Annotated in this window: 18 protein-coding genes; all 18 read right to left on the reverse strand. The window is 38.3% G+C overall.

The genetic code is table 11. The annotated features are described in order from the left end of the window. Positions 1-669 precede the first annotated feature (669 nt). A complete protein-coding gene (locus V9G42_00615; GenBank protein MEI2757912.1) occupies positions 670-2046 on the reverse strand; it encodes an NADH-quinone oxidoreductase subunit N in 1377 nt (458 codons plus the stop codon). A gap of 25 nt (positions 2047-2071) precedes the next feature. Next, complete coding sequence (locus V9G42_00620; GenBank protein MEI2757913.1) at positions 2072-3529, reverse strand: NADH-quinone oxidoreductase subunit M; 1458 nt, start codon at positions 3527-3529, stop codon at positions 2072-2074. Continuing rightward, complete coding sequence (gene nuoL / locus V9G42_00625; GenBank protein ID MEI2757914.1) at positions 3530-5431, reverse strand: NADH-quinone oxidoreductase subunit L; 1902 nt, start codon at positions 5429-5431, stop codon at positions 3530-3532. A 3-nt stretch (positions 5432-5434) separates the two neighbouring features. Next, a complete protein-coding gene (nuoK, locus tag V9G42_00630; protein MEI2757915.1) occupies positions 5435-5743 on the reverse strand; it encodes an NADH-quinone oxidoreductase subunit NuoK in 309 nt (102 codons plus the stop codon). Position 5744: 1 nt separating this feature from the next. Next, entirely contained in the window at positions 5745-6242 is a 498-nt protein-coding gene (locus tag V9G42_00635; GenBank protein MEI2757916.1) for an NADH-quinone oxidoreductase subunit J, read from the reverse strand. Between the two features lie 63 nt (positions 6243-6305). Continuing rightward, positions 6306-6569: a hypothetical protein gene (locus tag V9G42_00640; GenBank protein MEI2757917.1), complete on the reverse strand. Its 264-nt coding sequence runs from the start codon at positions 6567-6569 to the stop codon at positions 6306-6308. Between the two features lie 56 nt (positions 6570-6625). Continuing rightward, the gene (locus tag V9G42_00645; protein ID MEI2757918.1) at positions 6626-7171 is read right to left on the reverse strand and encodes an NADH-quinone oxidoreductase subunit I; all 546 of its coding nucleotides are present in this window, start codon (positions 7169-7171) and stop codon (positions 6626-6628) included. A gap of 25 nt (positions 7172-7196) precedes the next feature. Continuing rightward, positions 7197-7415 carry a hypothetical protein gene (locus tag V9G42_00650; protein MEI2757919.1) on the reverse strand — a complete coding sequence of 73 codons (219 nt, stop codon included), beginning with the start codon at positions 7413-7415 and terminating at the stop codon, positions 7197-7199. Further along, entirely contained in the window at positions 7412-7981 is a 570-nt protein-coding gene (locus V9G42_00655; GenBank protein ID MEI2757920.1) for an AAA family ATPase, read from the reverse strand. Before V9G42_00655 ends, V9G42_00650 begins: the two co-directional genes overlap by 4 nt. Positions 7982-7997: 16 nt before the next feature. After that, complete coding sequence (nuoH, locus tag V9G42_00660) at positions 7998-9038, reverse strand: NADH-quinone oxidoreductase subunit NuoH (GenBank protein ID MEI2757921.1); 1041 nt, start codon at positions 9036-9038, stop codon at positions 7998-8000. Between the two features lie 9 nt (positions 9039-9047). Next, entirely contained in the window at positions 9048-10022 is a 975-nt protein-coding gene (locus tag V9G42_00665; GenBank protein ID MEI2757922.1) for a 2Fe-2S iron-sulfur cluster-binding protein, read from the reverse strand. Beyond that, positions 10022-11359, reverse strand: coding sequence for an NADH-quinone oxidoreductase subunit NuoF (gene nuoF / locus V9G42_00670; GenBank protein MEI2757923.1), 1338 nt, complete (start codon positions 11357-11359; stop codon positions 10022-10024). Before nuoF ends, V9G42_00665 begins: the two co-directional genes overlap by 1 nt. A gap of 10 nt (positions 11360-11369) precedes the next feature. After that, positions 11370-11912 (reverse strand): NADH-quinone oxidoreductase subunit NuoE, encoded by a 543-nt coding sequence (gene nuoE / locus V9G42_00675; protein MEI2757924.1) that lies wholly within the window; start codon positions 11910-11912, stop codon positions 11370-11372. A gap of 13 nt (positions 11913-11925) precedes the next feature. Then, positions 11926-13134, reverse strand: a complete 1209-nt coding sequence (locus V9G42_00680; GenBank protein ID MEI2757925.1) for an NADH-quinone oxidoreductase subunit D — start codon at positions 13132-13134, stop codon at positions 11926-11928. A gap of 15 nt (positions 13135-13149) precedes the next feature. Continuing rightward, complete coding sequence (locus tag V9G42_00685) at positions 13150-13647, reverse strand: NADH-quinone oxidoreductase subunit C (protein ID MEI2757926.1); 498 nt, start codon at positions 13645-13647, stop codon at positions 13150-13152. A gap of 18 nt (positions 13648-13665) precedes the next feature. Next, a complete protein-coding gene (locus V9G42_00690; protein MEI2757927.1) occupies positions 13666-14226 on the reverse strand; it encodes an NADH-quinone oxidoreductase subunit B in 561 nt (186 codons plus the stop codon). A gap of 10 nt (positions 14227-14236) precedes the next feature. Beyond that, positions 14237-14608, reverse strand: coding sequence for an NADH-quinone oxidoreductase subunit A (gene ndhC / locus V9G42_00695; GenBank protein MEI2757928.1), 372 nt, complete (start codon positions 14606-14608; stop codon positions 14237-14239). A 134-nt stretch (positions 14609-14742) separates the two neighbouring features. Continuing rightward, positions 14743-19323: a T9SS type A sorting domain-containing protein gene (locus V9G42_00700; GenBank protein MEI2757929.1), complete on the reverse strand. Its 4581-nt coding sequence runs from the start codon at positions 19321-19323 to the stop codon at positions 14743-14745. Between the last annotated feature and the right edge of the window lie 31 nt (positions 19324-19354).

Raw genomic sequence — 19354 nt, forward strand, 5'->3', positions numbered from 1 at the left:
ATTATGCCGAATAGAAAAAAGCCCTAATGCAAAAAAGCCCTGAGAGTAGAAAACACTTCAGGGCTTTTTGCTATTCGGTGTTCAGCGACACCGGTATTTTTTGTGTAGGAGGTTTTGTAGCTTTGGTTCTTTGTGATTTAGTGCTTTTTATAGTTACCGGTTGTAGTATTTCGCATGTTTGCGGATGATTGGGTTTGCTTAAACACACAACTTCCCCTACCCAAGATACTTAGGATTTTAGATGCTGTCATTATGTTTGTTGTTGTCATCGCATTTGTTTAACAGGTTTTTGTATCTTTTGTGGAGAGCCTTTGTTGTGCAACAGCGCTACATTTACTAACTGTACACCCTGCCGTGCTATGTTGATATAGGTTGCCTGTAATTCTAAGGTTCCAGTTTTACAAACACTACACTGCGTAATATCCACTCTCGTAGGCACGAGTGTTTTTTCCGCTCGTTGCCATTTTATTTTTATAGCTTGCAGCTATCATCATAATTCTTACCTCACCTATCATGTCGCGCCCCTTTGCGCTTCTGACAGGTCAAACTCTTTAGCATTGATGGCAACACATTAAAGCAAACTTTAGTTCTACTTAATGGTATCAAGTATAATTGGAAGAAAAAATAAATACTATTTGGTAGCTGTTGCTCTGTAAGCAAAATAAATTATCAGAGCAATCCGGAAATTAATTGTGGGGCAATACCAAGCAACAATGATAACACTGCGCAAATGCCCAACACGGCAAGGTCAGATGGTTTTTCGCAGTAGCCTGTATTTTCTGTTTCGGGATGTTGAAAGGCTGCAATGATAACTTTAAAGTAATAATAAATTCCAATAAGCGAGCTTAACACTGCAATGAGCACCAGCCACAAGAGGTTTTCTTTTAGTGCAGCTGTAAACAAGTAATATTTTCCGAAAAATCCTGCCACCGGTGGAATACCTGCCATACTGAGCATACAAATAGTCAGCATGATTGCTGATACGGGGTGTTTATAAAACAAACCTTTCACGGCTTTAATACCTTCGTTTCCGGTAACTTTATGCACAGAGTAAAGAAGATTAAAAGCACCTAATGCAGAAAGCGAATAGGCAGCCAGATAAAACAACAGTGCATTTTTTGAAGCAATGCCGGGTGCTGCCAATGCCATCAGCATATAGCCCGCATGTGCAACACTCGAATAAGCAAGCATACGTTTCAGACTTGTTTGGTAAACCGCTGTAATGTTTCCTGCCAGCATTGTGATGGCTGATAAAACAGCAAATACAGGAGTCCAAAAATCATAAATAGAGATGAAGCACGAAACAAACAATCTGTAGATTACAGCAAAGGCTGCAGTCTTTACAACAGATGCCATAAAAGCTGTCACTAATGTTGGTGCACCATCATACACATCTGGAGTCCAGAAATGAAAAGGGGCTGCAGCAATTTTAAAGGATAACCCAATCAACATCATAAGCACACCAACTTTAAAAAATGCAGGCAGTGCATCTTTGTTTTGTTGTGTATAGTTTGCAATTTCCTGAATGTTGAACGAAGATGTTGCACCATAAACCAATGTAATACCAAAAAGTAAGAAGCCTGTTGCAAACGAACCCATGATAAAATATTTCATCGCAGCTTCGTTACTCTTAATATTGGTTTTGTCACTGCCGGCCATTATATAAAGTGCAAACGAAAGTATTTCCAACCCAATAAACAATATTGACATATTGGAAAAAGAAGTCATCATTACGCCACCGGTCAGTGCAAAAACGATGAGTGCAAAATGTTCGCTCATGCTACTCTCACTGCTGAAGTAATTGCGCGACATGAGCATCCATAGCAATGTGGTAACAATCATGAGTGATGAAAAAACTACAGAAAAACTGTCAACCATTACCATCTGATTGAAATACGAACCATAATTATTCCAATCGTTTATTGAAAAACCCAATGCAACAACTAAACCGGCAATTACCAGCGTGTACATAATGCGCTTCAGTTTAAAAACTTCTGAAAGCATGGCTGCAATGCCAACTATTGAAAGTGTAACGATGGTATTCACAATTCGATTAATTTATTTTTAAACATTATCCTGCATTAATAATCATTAAAAGCGATTTTATACTTGGCGCTGCCGCATTCATCAAAAACGATGGATACACACCTAATAAAATAACCAAGAATGCTATTGTTCCTAAAACTGTTTTTTCGCTTAATGTCATTGGATGAAACTCTCCTTCATTCAGATGACGGCTTCCCAGCATGATAGCCTGATAGCTTCTGAACATATAAACAGCACCGAGTATGATGGTCAATCCACCAAATATTGCCATCCACGATTTAAACTGATAAATGCCTGTAAGCAACAGAAACTCTCCAACAAAACCATTCGTTAGCGGAAGTGCTACCGTACCCAATAATACTATCATAAACAGCACTGCAAACAGAGAATTATTATTGGCAATACCACCCATTTCATTCATGTTATGAGTTTTTAACCTGCTCATCAGCATGTCGGCAATAAAGAATAAACCAACAGCATTAATACCGTGACTGAGCATTTGAAATACGGCCCCTTCAAGAGCTTCAACTTTTAAGGTGAATAATCCGGCAGTAATTAAGCCTACGTGTGCAATGGATGCATAGGCAATCATCCGTTTAAAATCCTTTTGAACTATGGCAATACACGATGCATAAACAACACCTATGATGCCAAGCAACATTACAATAAAAGCATTATCTGCAGATGCTCCCGGAACAATAGGTAGTAACCATCTAAGCACACCATATAGACCCATTTTTAACATAATACCGGAAAGCAACATGGTGCCTTGCGTTGGTGCATCTGTATAGGTGTCCGGTTGCCAGCTGTGTAGTGGAAATACCGGAATCTTTATTGCAAAAGCTACAAAAATCAACCAGAAAACTAATGACTGTTGTTGTGATGAAAGTGTTAAATCATAAAATGCCTGTATGTCGAAAGTGTGGCTTCCCGGAGTTTGCAGATAAAGATAAATTAACCCCAACAGCATTAATAAACTTCCGCTAATGGTATAGATGAAAAATTTTAATGTGATTCGTATTCTGTCTTTGCCACCCCACAGCAGGCAGATGAAATAAATCGGTAATAGTGCAAGTTCCCAGAAAATGTAAAATAAAAATGCATCGAGCGAAATAAATACACCAATCAATGCAAATTGCATCAACTGAATGAGCGCATATAGACCTTTAGGATTGTCTATTCTTCGACCAAAAGATGATAGAATAATCAATGATGTAAGCACGTTAGTCAGCAATATCATCATTAACGAAATGCCATCAACTCCTATTTTGAAATTTATTCCTAAGTCCGGCACCCAAGCATAATTCATTACTTGTTGCATTCCACCATTTGGGTCAAATTGAATAAACAAGCACACTGAAAGTAATAGACTGATGAGCGAAAATACAAATGCCGCTTTTCCTGTTGCTTCACGCGAAGGCAGCAGCGACAATGCCATGCCGGCAAGTGGTAAAAATAAAATTATCAGTAATAAATTATTCATCTACAGCAGCATTTTAAATACAAAAATCAGAATGATTCCTATGACCATACTCACCAAATAAAATCCAACACTTCCGTTTTGTAATAATCTCAACCCGGAAGAAGTCAGGTTTGTGGCTCGTGGAATAAAATTTACGATTCCATCAATAATACTAATGTCAAATATTTTATAGAACAATTCGCCAATCGCTTCCAAGGGTCTTCTGATTACCATGTCGTACAATTCATCAACATAATATTTATTAGCCAGCACTTTTTGGAATGATTTGGTTTGACTATCTTCTTCAGGAACCATTTTATCTCTGACATACATATTATTAGTCATAACATAAATTACAGCCAAGCCGATGATGGTGCCAATAAGTAAAGTAAACTCAAATGTATGCGATAAAATAAATTCCTTTGGGGAATAAATAATTGGATTAAGGAACTGCGAAAATACGTGATGCGTTCCTAATTTTTCATTGATGTATTCAGGCATGCCAATATAACCTCCAATAACAGAGAATACAGCAAGGATAATTAATGGAATAGTCATGCTCGAAGGCGACTCATGTAAATGTTCTTTCTGATGATGTGTGCCACGAAAATCACCGTAAAAAGTTAACCAGTATAAGCGAAACATATAAGTTGCAGTTAGTACTGATGTGATGGCTAATACTGTAAACATCACTGGCGAATAGGTCCAGGTTACAGCAAGTATCTCGTCTTTAGAGAAAAATCCGCTGAACAGTGGAACACCACTGATTGCTAAAACGCCCATCAGGAAAGTAAAATGTGTAATCGGTAAATATTTTTTCAAACTTCCCATGCGTCTGATGTCCTGTTCGCCACTCATTGCATGAATAACACTACCTGCACATAAGAAAAGTAATGCTTTAAAAAATGCATGTGTTACAACATGAAACAGAGCTGTTGTGTAAGCACCCACACCTAAGGCAACAAACATATAGCCTAACTGACTTACGGTAGAGTAGGCAAGAACCTTTTTAATATCATTTTGTTTAAGACCAATTGATGCGGCCATCAATGCTGTTACCAATCCGATTACAGCCACAATTTCACCGGCAAATGGTGCAAGCGTATAAATTACATTGCTTCGTATAATCATATAAATACCGGCAGTCACCATGGTAGCAGCGTGTATCAATGCTGATACAGGTGTAGGTCCTGCCATAGCATCGGGCAGCCAGGTATAGAGTGGTATTTGTGCGCTTTTTCCTACTGCACCAATAAACAGGAATAATGCAATTGCAGTAAGGGTAACATCACCGGAAGGATAGTTGCCGGCAGCAGCAAAAACATCTTTAAATTCTAATGATGAAAAAGTTTGATACATCAGGAACAGACCGATTAAAAATCCTAAATCACCAATTCGGTTCATGATGAATGCTTTGTTTGCAGCTTTATTGTAATCGTTGTTTTTAAACCAGAAACCTATCAACAAATAAGAGCAAAGTCCAACACCTTCCCAACCTGCAAACATTACCACATAGTTGCTGCCCATAATAAGCAGCAGCATGAAAAAGATAAATAAATTCAGATATGACATGAATCTGGAGTAATCCTCATCATGTTTCATATATCCAATAGAATAAACGTGAATCAGAAATCCTACACCGGTAACAACCAAAAGCATGATTACTGAAAGACGGTCAACTAAAAATGAAATACCTAAATTCAAACTTCCAGCATTTATCCAGGAAAACATGGTACTGTAAACTTCCTTAAAAGTGCCATTGCTGATTTGTAAAAAGAGATAGCAGGAAATTAAAAAAGAAAGAAGAACAGAGCCACTTGCAATAATGCCCACAAGAGGTTGTGGCATTTTCTTATTGATTATGCCGTTAAGTAAAAAACCTATAAGCGGAACAAGTGGTATAGCAGCTATTAATAAGTCCATCATCTACCATTTAAGTTTATTTAAAACATCTATATCTGTTGATTTAACATTCCGATAAATCATAACCAGAATAGCTAACCCTATTGCAACTTCAGCTGCGGCTACGGCCATAATAAAAATCACAAACACCTGACCCGATGCATCGTTATGCTGATTGCTGAAAGCTGCCAATAGCAGATTCACAGAGTTAAGCATAAGTTCTATACACATAAAAATAATTATGGCATTGCGTCTGAACAATACTCCTGCTACACCAATACAAAAAAGTATGGCAGAGAACAGCAGGTAGTGATTTATATTAACCGGTTCCATTTTATTTAACTTCTTTTTTTCCAAGCATCACAGCACCAATTAATGCAGTGAGCAGTAATATTGAAACCATTTCAAATGGCAGCATATATTCGTTGTAAAGTACATGTCCAATGGATTCTACCAAACCAATATCAGTATGCTGATTCAGTTTGCTTGCTTGAACATCTGCATGTTTGAGCACACTAACTATTACAATCAACAACAGACCACTGGAAATGACGGCTGCAAATTTTGAAACAATATTTTTATTGGGTTCAATTTCTTTATTGAGATTAAGCATCATAATCACAAACAGAAACAAAACCATAATGGCACCGGCATATACTATTAAATGTACTGCAGCCAAAAATTGCGCATTCAGCAAAATATAATGACCGAATAATGTAAAGAAGAAGAAAATCAGATACAATACACTATAAACCGGTTTTTTGGAAAATACGGTAAACAAGGCACTCATTACCGAAAGTGCTGAAAGTATGTAAAATGCGTATTGGCTCACGTTAGTAATATAGAATGAAAAATTGGTGCGAAATTATTGTTTTAATTGATTATTTGCTAATGATTAATTTGTTTTTTCCGGGCAATGATATAAGTCAGTTACAACTACATGTACATTGTAGTTGGGGTAAAACATACTGGGAGAATCGTACTCGTATTTATCTTCTTGGAATTTATCTTCTTTAAAATCTTTTTCCTTATCGCACTGCTGCTCAGTTTTAACGGTATCACCCGGAATAATGTAGGCCGCCAGTGTAGTGTCTGTATAGGTGCACAACATAGAACGAACCAAATAACAATCCCGACATACATCTTTGTCACACGACATTAATGCAAGTGTTAAAGCGACAATAATTCCGGAAAAAAACTTTTTCAAAGAACCCATCATTCCACTTCTTTTCTATGTGCTCTTGCTCTATAACTTATATCTACACGTTCTTCAGGTGCAATACCTTCAACCAATTTGTCTTTACCATAAATAAAACTATCGCGCAAAGTGTCCGATGGTGTCATGCGATTGGTTAAAAAGATTGCTTCTTTAGGACAGGCTTCTTCGCACAATCCACAAAAAATACAACGTAGCATATTAATTTCATAAACCGCAGCATACTTTTCTTCTCTGTATAAATGCTCTTCTCCTTTTTTACGTTCAGCAGCTGTCATGGTAATTGCTTCTGCAGGACAGGCAACTGCACACAGTCCGCAGGCAGTACAGTTTTCTCTTCCCTGCTCATCGCGTTTTAAAACATGCAGACCACGCCAAACCTCACTGATTGGTTTTTGTTGCTCCGGAAAATTAATGGTTGCTTTTTTCTTGAAAAAATGTTTGATAGTAATCATCAGACCTGCTACAATAGCAGGAATGTATATCTTCTCTGCAAATGTCATTTCTTTATTGACTACTACTTTACTTCTATTGGTTAACATGATAAAATCCGAATAATTACAAATGTACTTATATTTTTTTTCTCTTTTTGAATGGTGATTTGGTAGTTATTGTACCGTCAGGTAGTTTGTAAAAGACCATATCCATAATTCCGAACACGGTTGGAATGTTTCTTTTTTGAGAATCAATCATTGCCAGTTGTACCCCTCTATTACCAATGGCGGCAAACTCCAATGCTTCTTTAAATAGGTTGGTGTTCTTGTATTTTTTAAACTTAATGCTTTTCATTTTTTTATATCTTTTATGAAAAAATCAAACAATGACTGATTTACAATATCAAATTTATTCTTTTCTCCTGCTGCTATTAGCTCAAACCCTGTTTCCGTATTATTAAACAACTTCCAATCTTCAACCATACTTTTATAAATGTTCCAGAAATTATTTTTCCCCCTTATAAATCTTCGTCTCACATCATCATCAGGAACAAAGTGCCCTCCAGTTACTACTCTGTGTTTTATTCTTTCTATACATTGTTCCGGTGCATTTAAAACGACAAAAATAATTTTTACATTATACTCTTTCTTCTTAAATTCTTTAATCAGCTTAATTAGAAACATTCCTGATAAAGTTGATTCCAGAATTATGTTTTTGTTTTTTGTTTTTAATTTTTCAATTCGTTTAAAGTATTCTTTTCCTGCAGAAATATTTCCTGCCTGGTTACCATCTTCTGATAATTCACTAGCAATTTCATCTGCATTTAAAAACTCATAATTATATTCATCTAAAAACGATTTCGAAAAGGTTGTCTTTCCGCTTCCGTTTGGTCCACCTACTATTAACAATTCTTTCGTCACCTTTCATTTTGTTTTTTTAAAAATGAAACAATCCGTTTTTCCATAACAAGAACACTCCGGTCAGCAGAACATTCAGTATAGATAATGGTATGAGCATTTTCCAACCAAGGTTCATCAACTGATCGTATCGGAAACGGGGTATTGTCCACCGAACCCACATAAAGAAAAAGATAAAGAAGAAGATTTTTATAAAATAGAATAACACACCTAACAAGGTCAAAGCATTATGTGACAAACCGAGTTCACTGATAAATGGCATGTTGAATCCGCCAAAATAAAGTGCAGAAATTACAGCAGATGAAATAAACATATTGATATACTCGGCAAACAAATAGAAACCAAGTTTCATCGAAGAATATTCTGTGTGATAGCCGCCAACCAACTCTGTTTCGCACTCGGGCAAATCAAACGGTGTTCTGTTACATTCGGCAAAAGCGCAAACAAGAAAAATCAGAAACCCTAATGGCTGATAAAATACATTCCAGTGAAAGCCTTGTTGCTGTACAACAATTTCGCGAACACTTAGTGTGCCTGTAACCATTATCAATGCTATGATTGACATTCCCATTGCAAGTTCATAACTGATCATTTGTGAAGAGGCACGAACAGACCCAAGTAAAGAGTACTTATTATTTGATGCCCATCCGCCAATCATAATACCGTAAACACCAATTGAAACCACACCGAAAATATAAAGCACACCAATGTTTACATCGGTAATGTGCATAAAGTATTCTTTTCCATTAATGATTAAAGTATCGCCCCATGGAATAACAACACCTGTCATACAAGCTGTTAACATCATCAGGCTTGGGCCTAAAACAAATAATGCTTTATCGGCATGTGATGGAATAATTTCTTCTTTCATAAACATTTTTACACCATCAGCTAATGGCTGAAGAATACCGAATGGCCCTGCACGGTTAGGACCGACTCTGTCTTGTAAAAATGCTGCCACCTTTCTTTCTGCATAGGTCGAATACATGGCTATCAGCAATGAAACCAGAAAGACAGCAATTACAAAAACTGTTTTGAATATTAATACCGAAACTTCCATTTCTAAAATTTAATTATGTGCTTTTTCTCCTAATTTTTTCTGACGCGACAAATCTTGTTTGAGTTTTTTTAATTCTTCGTAATGATTTTGTGAGATTACCGAATGACGGTCAATGTGTCGTGGCCCTTCAATAACCCAGTCACTTGTTTTTTTCTTATCGAACCTGCATTCATTACAAATAAATTCATCCACTTCTCCCCATTGATCTTTTCTTCCTGTAACACGAAGCACTTCTTCTCCCTGATACCACAAAACTACTTTGCCACTGCAGGTTGTACAATTGCGGTGTGCATCTACGGGTTTGGTAAACCAAACACGACTTTTAAATCGGAATGTTTTATCCGTCAATGCGCCAACAGGACAAACATCAATCATATTTCCGCTCCACTCATTGTCAACGGCTTGTTCAATATAGGTTGATATTTCAGAATCCCATCCTCTGTTTAAGACACCGTGTACTCTTTCCGGACAAAGTTGCTCGGCAACTTTCACACAGCGATAGCACATGATACATCGGTTCATGTGCAGTTTTATTTTATCGCCAATATCAATCATTGGGAAAGTTCTTTTTCTGTAATCAAGTCTTGAAGCTTCACTGCCATGCTCGTAGCTCAAATCCTGAAGATTACATTCGCCTGCCTGATCACAAACTGGGCAGTCGAGCGGATGGTTTATCAATAAAAATTCTACTACTCCGGCACGTGCATCTAAAATTTCAGGTGAGGTAATGTTTTGTACTTCCATACCGTCCATCACTGTTTGTCTGCACGAAGCAACAGGTTTTGGCATTGGCCGAGGATCTTTTTCAGAGCCTTTACTTACTTTAACCAAACAGGTGCGGCAATAGCCACCTGACGTTTTCAATTTGGAATAATAGCACATGGTTGGTGGCACAATATCACCACCTATTTTTCGGGCTGCTTCCAGTATGGTTGTTCCTTCAGGAACTTCGATGGTGTGACCATCTATGGTAACTTTTGGCATTATGCTTCTTGTAAATTATTTAATCTGTAATAATGTTTCACGTCTTTCATTCCGTGATTGTTGATATATGCTTCAAACTCACTTCTGAAATGTCTGATAGATGATGCAACCGGCCATGCTGCTGCATCGCCTAATGGACAAATTGTTTTTCCTTCAATATTTCCTTGAATGTTCCACAACAGATCAATGTCTTTCATTTCACCTTTGCCGTTGAGAATTTTATTTAATATTCTATACATCCATCCTGTTCCTTCACGGCATGGCGAACATTGTCCGCAACTTTCGTGATGATAGAAATGGGCAAAGGTCCATAGGTTTTTCACAACACTTGTATCTTCGTCCATCACAATAAATCCACCTGAACCAAGCATTGTACCTGTTGCAAATCCTCCATCTGCAAGACTTTCATAAGTCATCAGCCTTGGTTCACCGGCAGCAGTTTTTAATATCAGGTGTGCAGGTAATACCGGAACAGAAGAGCCCCCTGCAACTACGGCTTTCAGTTGTTTTCCGTTTTTTATTCCACCACAATAGGTATCGCTGTATATAAATTCTTCAACAGAAACACCCAATTCAATTTCATACACACCCGGTTTATTAATGTGCCCTGATGCTGATATTAATTTTGTACCAGTGCTTTTTCCAACACCGATTTTTGCATACTCTTCACCGGTTATTTTTATGATTGGTACTACTGCGGCAATGGTCTCTACGTTATTCACAACTGTTGGACATCCCCACAAACCTTTCACTGCAGGAAATGGTGGTTTAATCCTTGGATTGCCTCTTTTTCCTTCTAGTGATTCAATCAATGCTGTTTCTTCACCACAGATATAGGCTCCTGCACCACAGTGTACATGCAAGTCAAGATTAAAACCGCTTCCTAAAATATTTTTTCCAAGAAATCCTGCTTCATAAGCTTCGTCAATAGCTTTTTGGAGTATGTGAAAGACATACATCATTTCACCTCTGATATAGATGTAAGACGTGTTTGCGCCTAAGGCAAAGCTTGAAATAATCATCCCCTCAATTAAAATATGAGGTTTGTGTTCCATCAAATACCTGTCTTTAAATGTTCCGGGCTCACTTTCATCGGCATTACAAACCAAATAACGCGGCACACCTTCAGGTTTGGCAATAAAACTCCACTTCATGCCTGTAGGAAAACCTGCACCACCTCGTCCACGCAATCCTGATTTTTGTACTTCACTTACTATTTCTTCAGGCTTCATTTGTAATGCTTTGCGCAAAGCCTCATATCCGCCATTGTTGTTGTAGCCGGCCAATGACTGAATGCCCGGCTTGTCTAAGTTATCTAAAAGTAATTTACGTGACATAATTTTTCTTTCAGGGTTTTACTTTATCTTTTTCCCAGTGCGTTCTTCTGTTGCCCCGGTTCTTATGATCATTTAAAATATCATCCACTTTTTCTAAAGTCAGATTTTCGTGATAGGTTTCTCCGATTTGCATCATTGGTGCTGTACCACAACTTGCCAAACATTCAACGGTCTTTAAAGTAAACATACCATCGGCAGTTGTTTCGCCTGCTTTGATACCTAATTTTTTTTCAATGTAACGAACAACATCTTCTGCGCCCATCAGCCAGCATGGCCCTGTTCTGCAAACTTCAATCAGGCACTTACCTACAGGCTTCATGTTGAACATAGAGTAAAATGTAGCCACCTCATAGACTTCTATAGGCTGTATTTTCAACAATGATGCTACATAATCCATAACTTCAGGACTTAACCATCCGTCAAATTCTGCCTGTGCAATGTGTAGTATTGGCAGTAATGCAGATTTTTGTTTTCCTTCCGGATATCTGTTAATTATTTTCTGAACCAATGCCATTGCATCGTCCGAAAAATGTATGTTTTTATTTGTGCTCATGTTCGTCATAAATTTAAGCATCCAGTTCTCCGGCAATTACATTCATTGAACTCATCGTTAATATTGCATCACTTAGATATGCTCCTTTTATCATTTCGGGATATGCCTGATAGTAAATAAAACAAGGTCGTCTGATATGTAAACGATATGGAGTACGACCGCCATCACTGATTAGATAATATCCTAATTCACCGTTTGCGCCTTCAACACAATGATACACTTCACCTTTTGGTACAGCAGTTTCTGCCATGATTATTTTAAAGTGCCATATTAATGCTTCCATTTCATTATATACTTCGTTTTTAGGAGGTAAATAAAATTCAGGCACTTCGGCATTGAAGGAGGTTTTATCTTCTAGTTTATCTAATTTTTGCATGGCTTGTTTTATAATGCTCATGCTTTCTTTCATCTCTTGCTCGCGAACCATAAAACGATCGTAGGTGTCGCCATTAGTTCCTAAGGGAATCATAAAATCAAACTCTTCGTATGATGAGTATGGATTCATGACACGAACATCATAATCTATTCCGGCAGCTCTAAGATTGGGTCCGGTGAAAGAGTATGCTAAAGCCATTTCAGCCGAAATGGGTCCGCAGTTGATTGTGCGATCCATAAAAATACGGTTACGTATCAACAGGTCTTCAAACTCTTTTAATCCTCTTGGAAGCTCCTTCAACAGCTTTTCAATTTTCAACCAGGCAGTCTGTGAAAAATCTCTTTCTAATCCACCAATTCTTCCAATGTTTGTTGTTATTCTGGCTCCGCAAATTTCTTCGTAAATTTCATATATATGTTCACGAAACTGAAAGACATATAAGAAACCTGTCATGGCGCCACTGTCAACACCAATAACAGAGTTGCAGATAATATGATCTGCAATACGTGCAAGCTCCATGATGATGACACGTAAATATTCAACACGCTTTGGAAGTTTTATCCCTGCCAGTTTTTCTACCGTCATGTGCCATCCCATATTGTTGATAGGCGAGGAGCAATAGTTCAAACGATCGGTAATGGTTGTAACCTGTCCATAAGGTCTTCGCTCTGCGAGTTTTTCAAATGCACGATGAATATATCCGATAGTTGGTGTTGACTCAATAATTATTTCACCATCCATTTTAAGCACATTCTGAAAAATTCCATGTGTTGCAGGATGCGTTGGACCAAGATTTAGAGTAGTATATTCTCTGCCGATAAGCTCTTGTTTGATTTCTTCTTTCATTTTTAAATTGTTAGTTTATCTTCCAAACATCCTATCGTCTTTATCAAATCGTGCCTGGTCTTCAAGCGGATATTCTTTACGTAACGGCCATCCCTCCATACTGTCTTCGTTTAAAATTCTGCGAAGGTTTGGGTGACCATCAAAACGAAACCCAAAAAAATCATAAGCTTCACGCTCCATCCAGTTAGCGGCAGGAAAAATATCTGTCATTGTTGGAAAATGTGGAGGATCGTTATGGGTAAATGTTTTAATTCTGATACGGAGGTTGCGTTTAAAATCGTGCAGATGATAAATCATTCCGAATTTTTTTTCTGCAGCAGGAAGATGTAGGCCATTGCAGGAAGTCAAAAACTGAAAACCTTGCTCCTTAAAAAATACAATTACATTTTTTATCACATCGTGTGATACTTCGGCAACTGTAACATCGTAATGCTTTTCAACTAATAAAATTTTTTCTGCAAACTGTGCTGTAAGTTGCTCGCGTAATGCTTCTGGTTCAATCGTGTTAAACATCAGTACAAATATTATTCACTATTTAATTCCGTAACTTGCCATAAGCTCTGCATATTCTGGAGAGTTTCTTCTGCGTAATGATTCGTTGTGCACCAATTCCTGAATTTTCATTACACCTTCCAGAATTTGTTCAGGGCGTGGTGGGCATCCCGGCACATAAACATCAACAGGAATAATTCTGTCAATACCCTGTAAAACGCTGTAGGTGTCAAATATTCCACCGGAACTTGCACATGCGCCAACAGAAAGCACCCATTTGGGTTCGGCCATTTGTTCGTAAACCTGTCGTAATACAGGTCCCATTTTTTTTGCAATGGTTCCCATTACCATCAACATATCTGCCTGGCGCGGAGAAAAACTTAAACGCTCTGAACCAAATCTTGCCAGATCATAGTGCGATGCCATGGTAGCCATAAACTCAATACCACAACATGATGTTGCAAAAGGTAGTGGCCACAGCGAATTTTTGCGTGCCAGACCAACGGCTTTATCTAATGTGGTAGCTAAAAATCCAGGTCCTTCATAGCCTTCTAAACGTTCTACCTTTTGGTTTATATTGGTTAAATTTTTTTCGCTCATAACAATTTCTTTATTCCCATTTAAGTGCGCCTTTGCGGATTATGTAAATAAATCCAACTAGCAACAGTGATAGAAAGAGTAACATTTCAAGAAAGCCTACCATTCCTAATTTTAAAAAACTTACTGCCCACGGGTACATAAAAATCACCTCTATGTCAAACAACACAAATAAAATAGCTATTAAGAAATATTTGATGGAGAATGGCAAGCGTGCATTGTCTTTCGATTCAATACCACATTCAAATGTGTCGAGTTTGATTTCTGATTTTCTTTTTGGACCCAACAAATGAGTAACAAAGATGGTGGTGAGTACAAATCCCATTGCTACAATAAACATGATGGCAATTGGCAGATAATCTACGGGTGTGCTTAAAAGTACCATAAAAATATTTATTCTTTGGCAAAATTAACCTTTATATGACACAATAGCAAAGCAACAGGTTTTGTTTTGTAATGCTGTATAAATCAATAAGGAGGCTTTTGGCCTCCTTATTGATTTGTGTGTAATCTTAAAAACTAGTTGTTTTCAAAAAGCAACCTTGTGAAAATTTGACTGTTAATGGTCATCTTTACTGTATAAACACCTGCAGAAAAACCATATTGCTTAGCGTTGAAAGGATACTGGTATGTACCGGGTTCCTGAACTCCTTTATGTAGTGTGGTTACCTTCTGTCCGAGTTTATTAAAAACTTCAAGAGTTACTTCAGAGGTCTGATCTAATTGATACACTACATTAGTCTGTTCTGTATAAGGATTAGGACTAACATTAAAAGATAAATTGTTATCGCTAATTGATGCAGCAACTTTCTTACTGATATCAAACATGCCATCAAAATCAATTTGTTTCAGACGATAGAAATAGTTGATTCCTTTTGAAACATTAATATCAGTATATTGATACATATTCATCAAGTTAGTAGTACCATGACCATTTACCCAGCCGATTACTTCAAACAATTGTCCATCAGTACTTCGTTGCACTTCATAACCTTTGTTATTCTTCTCGCTGGCAGTTGACCACTCTACTTTAATAGTGTTTTGTACACCTTTAGCTGTAAGCGCAAGATATTCTACCGGTAAAGGCGAAGGAGCCTGTGCAGTACCAAACATGAGGGGAGTTGTTAGGGAAGCCGGCTTTATTACGTTCCATTGCATGTTTGTTCTTGAAACAGGACCGGGAAGTGCTGTCCCGCTGATACAAGCATTTGCCGGAAATGGATTTAATAACCAATCTGCAGCAGTTGCAGGATTGCCTAATTTGTTAAACATTACAGTTTGCCCGGTTACATTATTACTATACCCATTTTCTGTTAGTGACACATCTAAAATGCCTCCAGTTCCTGCAGCAGCGGTTCCTGTGATAATTCTCCATAAACCATTGTTCAAGGCTGTAGCTCCTGCAGAATGGTATTTAACAGTGCACTCATCTGTAGCGCTGCCTGTAAAAGCAGTATTGGAGGCAGGCACTGTATTGTCAAAACCAACAAGGAAATATAAAGGGTTGGGTGCTAACGCTGTTTTTACATCAAGGTTAATGTTGGAATATTTAGCTATTGTACCCACAGGTAAATCATAGATACCAACAGCACCTGTTGTTGCCTTTTTAAGTGTATAAATTACTGGAGAAGTTCCGGTTCCTGAAATATAGCTGGTATTATTCATACCTGTAATTGTTCCTGGCAATGGATTTAGCATTTCCACATAGCCTTTATTATTGGTGGGGACACCGGCATTATTGATGGAACCATTGACTACAATTTTACCTGAACCAAAAGTTAATGTTCCGGTTGCGTTTAAAGTCATGTGACCAAAAGCTGTTCCTCCATGGGGCTGAACGGTAATAGTTGATGGAGTAGATTGGTTAACAAAAACACTACCGAGGTTATTTCTGTTCATATAATCTTGATTGGCTGCCCCTGTAAACTCTAATACAGAACCACCTCCTGTAACAAATGCTGCTGTACCACCGGCATCCTGATATACAAGAAAATTGCCTCCAACTTTTACATATTTTCCATTGCCACCAGGTTGTGTTAAGAAATTTGTCAACCGGTTAGTAGCTGATGTGCCGGAATTATATCCAACTTTTAAATTACCAAGTACATCAAAATCCTGATTTGCCAGAACCTGATTAGCCATAGATGCTTTAAAAATATCCAGATGGTAGAAAGCATTCGTACCGGTCAGGTTACCATCAATATTCTGATTACCTGTATAAGTGCCTGTTGCCGGACCATCAAAAATCACTCTTGAGCCTGGCTGAGCAACGAAATTTCCATTGTTTTTATAGTCTTTACATATTTCTAGCACCCCTGTTCCGGCTATTGTTAAAGTAGCTCCCGGATTAATAGTTAAATTACGACAATTAACAGTTCCTGTAATTATAGGAGGGTTGACATATAATGCAGGAATTAATGCATCCGTTTCACCTGTTGCACCGCTACAACTTGGTATGGCACATCCGCCCCAGTTGTTTGGATCTGTCCATGATGTGCTTACCGTTCCTGACCAAATTATTGTTCCTCCATTAGAAACACTGGAGGATATTACTGTTCCCGGACTTGGTGAAGTATAAGTAAAGTTTAATGAAAATCCAGCAGTACTGTTACTATAATTACTTACAAAAATGTAATAGGTTTCACCTGCTGCAACCGGAATGCCTGTTTCATAAGCACCATTAAACCCAGGGTAAATAGCTGGTGAATTACCAACGTTATAACATCCGGTGACACCTAATGCACTATAATTACATCTTACTAAACCTTGTGTTTGAGTTCCTGAATTAGCAATAGATGCACAAGTCGCTAATGTTCCACTACCTGCAGTTTTCCAAACAGCAAAATCATAGTCAGTTGCAGTAGAGCCGTTAAAATCATTTGGTACAATATCGAAATTTAGTGTACCTGCGGCTATGATATTAACCTGATACCAGGCACCACCTCTATCACCGGAAAGCAAGCAATTACCGCTACCGCCAACAAAGTCACATAAAGAACCATATCCCTGATAACCCGGGTTTGGAACAGAAATAGTTGATCCACAAACAATATTTGGTGATGAGCAATCGGCACCGGGCGTTGGCGGATAATTATTACCACAACCGGCACCGCCATCCATAATAAACAATGTAAATGTTCCAACATCACCATTTTTACCGTCAACAGCTATGTAATAATCAAATCCCGGTACTAATCCGGATTGTGATATTTCTGAGTTAAGATAATTAGAAACACCGCAACCTGCACGATTGTCATTACAATTTACATAGGTTAGTGTATTTCCTGATCCACAAGGAACAATCCCCGTTAAAGGATGTCTTGTATATAGTGCAATTTGTGTATCATATAATGAGCCTCTTTCAGTACGGATTTTTACGCATCCACTGCTTGGTGCTCTAAAACGATACCAAACAGTGTTGATTTGGCTGGCACCGCCCGTGTTAGTCCAACATCCGGGTGCACTTGGCTCATCTGTATTACTTCCACATATATTACTTCCGGGAAGATATAAACCTGCAGGAGATAATGGAGGAATAAATGTTGCTGTGCAAGGTGCATCATTTACAGGGCCGCTTGTTGATGTAATGCTGATATTATCCACTGCTGCAGGAGGTTGTGTTCCAACAGAGCCATCATTTCTCCAGCTAAACACCAATCGGAATTGCCTTCCTGTCAATGCATTGAGTGAGGCTGTAAAAGTAGTATAACTTGATTGTCCGTTTATTGGTCCTGCAATTCGAACTGGGTTAGCTAAGTTTGGTAATACGCCACCAACTACACCACCGGGGATTCCTACACCGGCAGTAGGAACATAAGCTACAGGCACTGCAAATACATCTAACCAATCATAACCATTTTCTCCGGCACAGCGGTAAGAAAATGCCAAGTTGATACAAGCACCACCACCAGTGAGGTCAATAATGGTGTTGCTCATGGCATGGACAGTAGAACTATTAGTTACAGTATAAGTATTGGTAGCTCCACCATTATTCGAAACATACATACCTCTGTTGCCACCGGCACTGGTTCCATTACCTATATGCCATTGGTTGGTAAGTCCTCCGTTATACATCGTCCAGTTTACACATCCTTCAAAATCTTCAAAGTAAGGTGGGACACCGCTGACTACAGGGTTTGTTCCTGTGGTAAATGAATAACGAAATAAGTTACATCCTGCAGTATTTGCACCAAAAGAGTTTACCGGAATGATGTACCAGTAATATGTAGTATTGGCTAATAATCCGGTTAGATTGTATGAGCCGGCAGAAGTAGTTCCCTGCATGGTATAAGGTCCGCCAAAAGCCGTTGCTGTCCATACCTGATAGCTTGTGGCACCATTGCATCCAAGAGAATGATTCCATGTTAATGCAACATTACAAGGTGAAAGTCCGGTTGCTCCATTTGATGGTGCTGTATAAGTTACACAAGAAGGCAAAGCTGTTGGCGCCTGACGAGTAAGTAATACATCATCAATGGCTGCCGGAGGTTGTGTTCCAAGCGAGCCATTTGAAGAAAATACAAAAGCCAAAGTATAATTTACACCACTACCGGCAAATTTCGGATCGAGGTTGATTGTTTCAGCATTCCAAACGTTAGAGCCATTATACCAAATAGAACCTACCTGATATTGCGACTGTATATCGTTGGTGGTGATGGGTCCGGCTTTAGGAATAAAATAAACTTTAAAGTTATCTAAGTCACTGTTGCTTACATCATTTTCGCCCATACACTTCCACTGAAAACTCAAAGTGATACATGATTGGCCTACCGGTATATTAACTGGTAAAGTACGAGCCAAAATTAAAGTATCAACATTTGCTAATGTGTAGTTATATGGTGGTACTCCGGCAGCCGGATTTGATGATACATAGGCAGCTTGCGTACCTGATGTTGCACCTGCAGCGGTACTGATAACCCAATCATCATTTACAGTAGGGCTGATATTGTTAGTGGCTGCCCAGCTATTTCCGGCCCAACCGCCAGCTAAATCAAAGTTGCCACCGTTGGCAGCACCAATCATAGTGGTGACTTGCGAAAAGGCAAAACTTGTTATACAGAGGCAACATGCAAGTAGAAAGGAGCGTAGAATACATTTCATGTTAATTGGTTTTTGTAGATAAAAATCATTA

The organism is Bacteroidia bacterium (assembly GCA_037045145.1).
Lineage (GTDB): Bacteria > Bacteroidota > Bacteroidia > AKYH767-A > OLB10 > OLB10.

Excerpts from the sequence above, each read along its gene's own strand:
- V9G42_00640 (MEI2757917.1), bottom strand. The coding sequence starts at position 6,569 with ATGTCGTGTGACAAAGATGTATGTCGGGATTGTTATTTGGTTCGTTCT.
- V9G42_00665 (MEI2757922.1), bottom strand. The coding sequence starts at position 10,022 with ATGCCAAAAGTTACCATAGATGGTCACACCATCGAAGTTCCTGAAGGA.
- V9G42_00650 (MEI2757919.1), bottom strand. The coding sequence starts at position 7,415 with ATGAAAAGCATTAAGTTTAAAAAATACAAGAACACCAACCTATTTAAA.
- V9G42_00685 (MEI2757926.1), bottom strand. The coding sequence starts at position 13,647 with ATGTTTAACACGATTGAACCAGAAGCATTACGCGAGCAACTTACAGCA.
- nuoH (MEI2757921.1), bottom strand. The coding sequence starts at position 9,038 with ATGGAAGTTTCGGTATTAATATTCAAAACAGTTTTTGTAATTGCTGTC.
- V9G42_00680 (MEI2757925.1), bottom strand. The coding sequence starts at position 13,134 with ATGAAAGAAGAAATCAAACAAGAGCTTATCGGCAGAGAATATACTACT.
- V9G42_00620 (MEI2757913.1), bottom strand. The coding sequence starts at position 3,529 with ATGAATAATTTATTACTGATAATTTTATTTTTACCACTTGCCGGCATG.
- ndhC (MEI2757928.1), bottom strand. The coding sequence starts at position 14,608 with ATGGTACTTTTAAGCACACCCGTAGATTATCTGCCAATTGCCATCATG.
- nuoF (MEI2757923.1), bottom strand. The coding sequence starts at position 11,359 with ATGTCACGTAAATTACTTTTAGATAACTTAGACAAGCCGGGCATTCAG.
- nuoK (MEI2757915.1), bottom strand. The coding sequence starts at position 5,743 with ATGGAACCGGTTAATATAAATCACTACCTGCTGTTCTCTGCCATACTT.
- V9G42_00690 (MEI2757927.1), bottom strand. The coding sequence starts at position 14,226 with ATGAGCGAAAAAAATTTAACCAATATAAACCAAAAGGTAGAACGTTTA.
- nuoE (MEI2757924.1), bottom strand. The coding sequence starts at position 11,912 with ATGAGCACAAATAAAAACATACATTTTTCGGACGATGCAATGGCATTG.
- nuoL (MEI2757914.1), bottom strand. The coding sequence starts at position 5,431 with ATGGACTTATTAATAGCTGCTATACCACTTGTTCCGCTTATAGGTTTT.
- V9G42_00700 (MEI2757929.1), bottom strand. The coding sequence starts at position 19,323 with ATGAAATGTATTCTACGCTCCTTTCTACTTGCATGTTGCCTCTGTATA.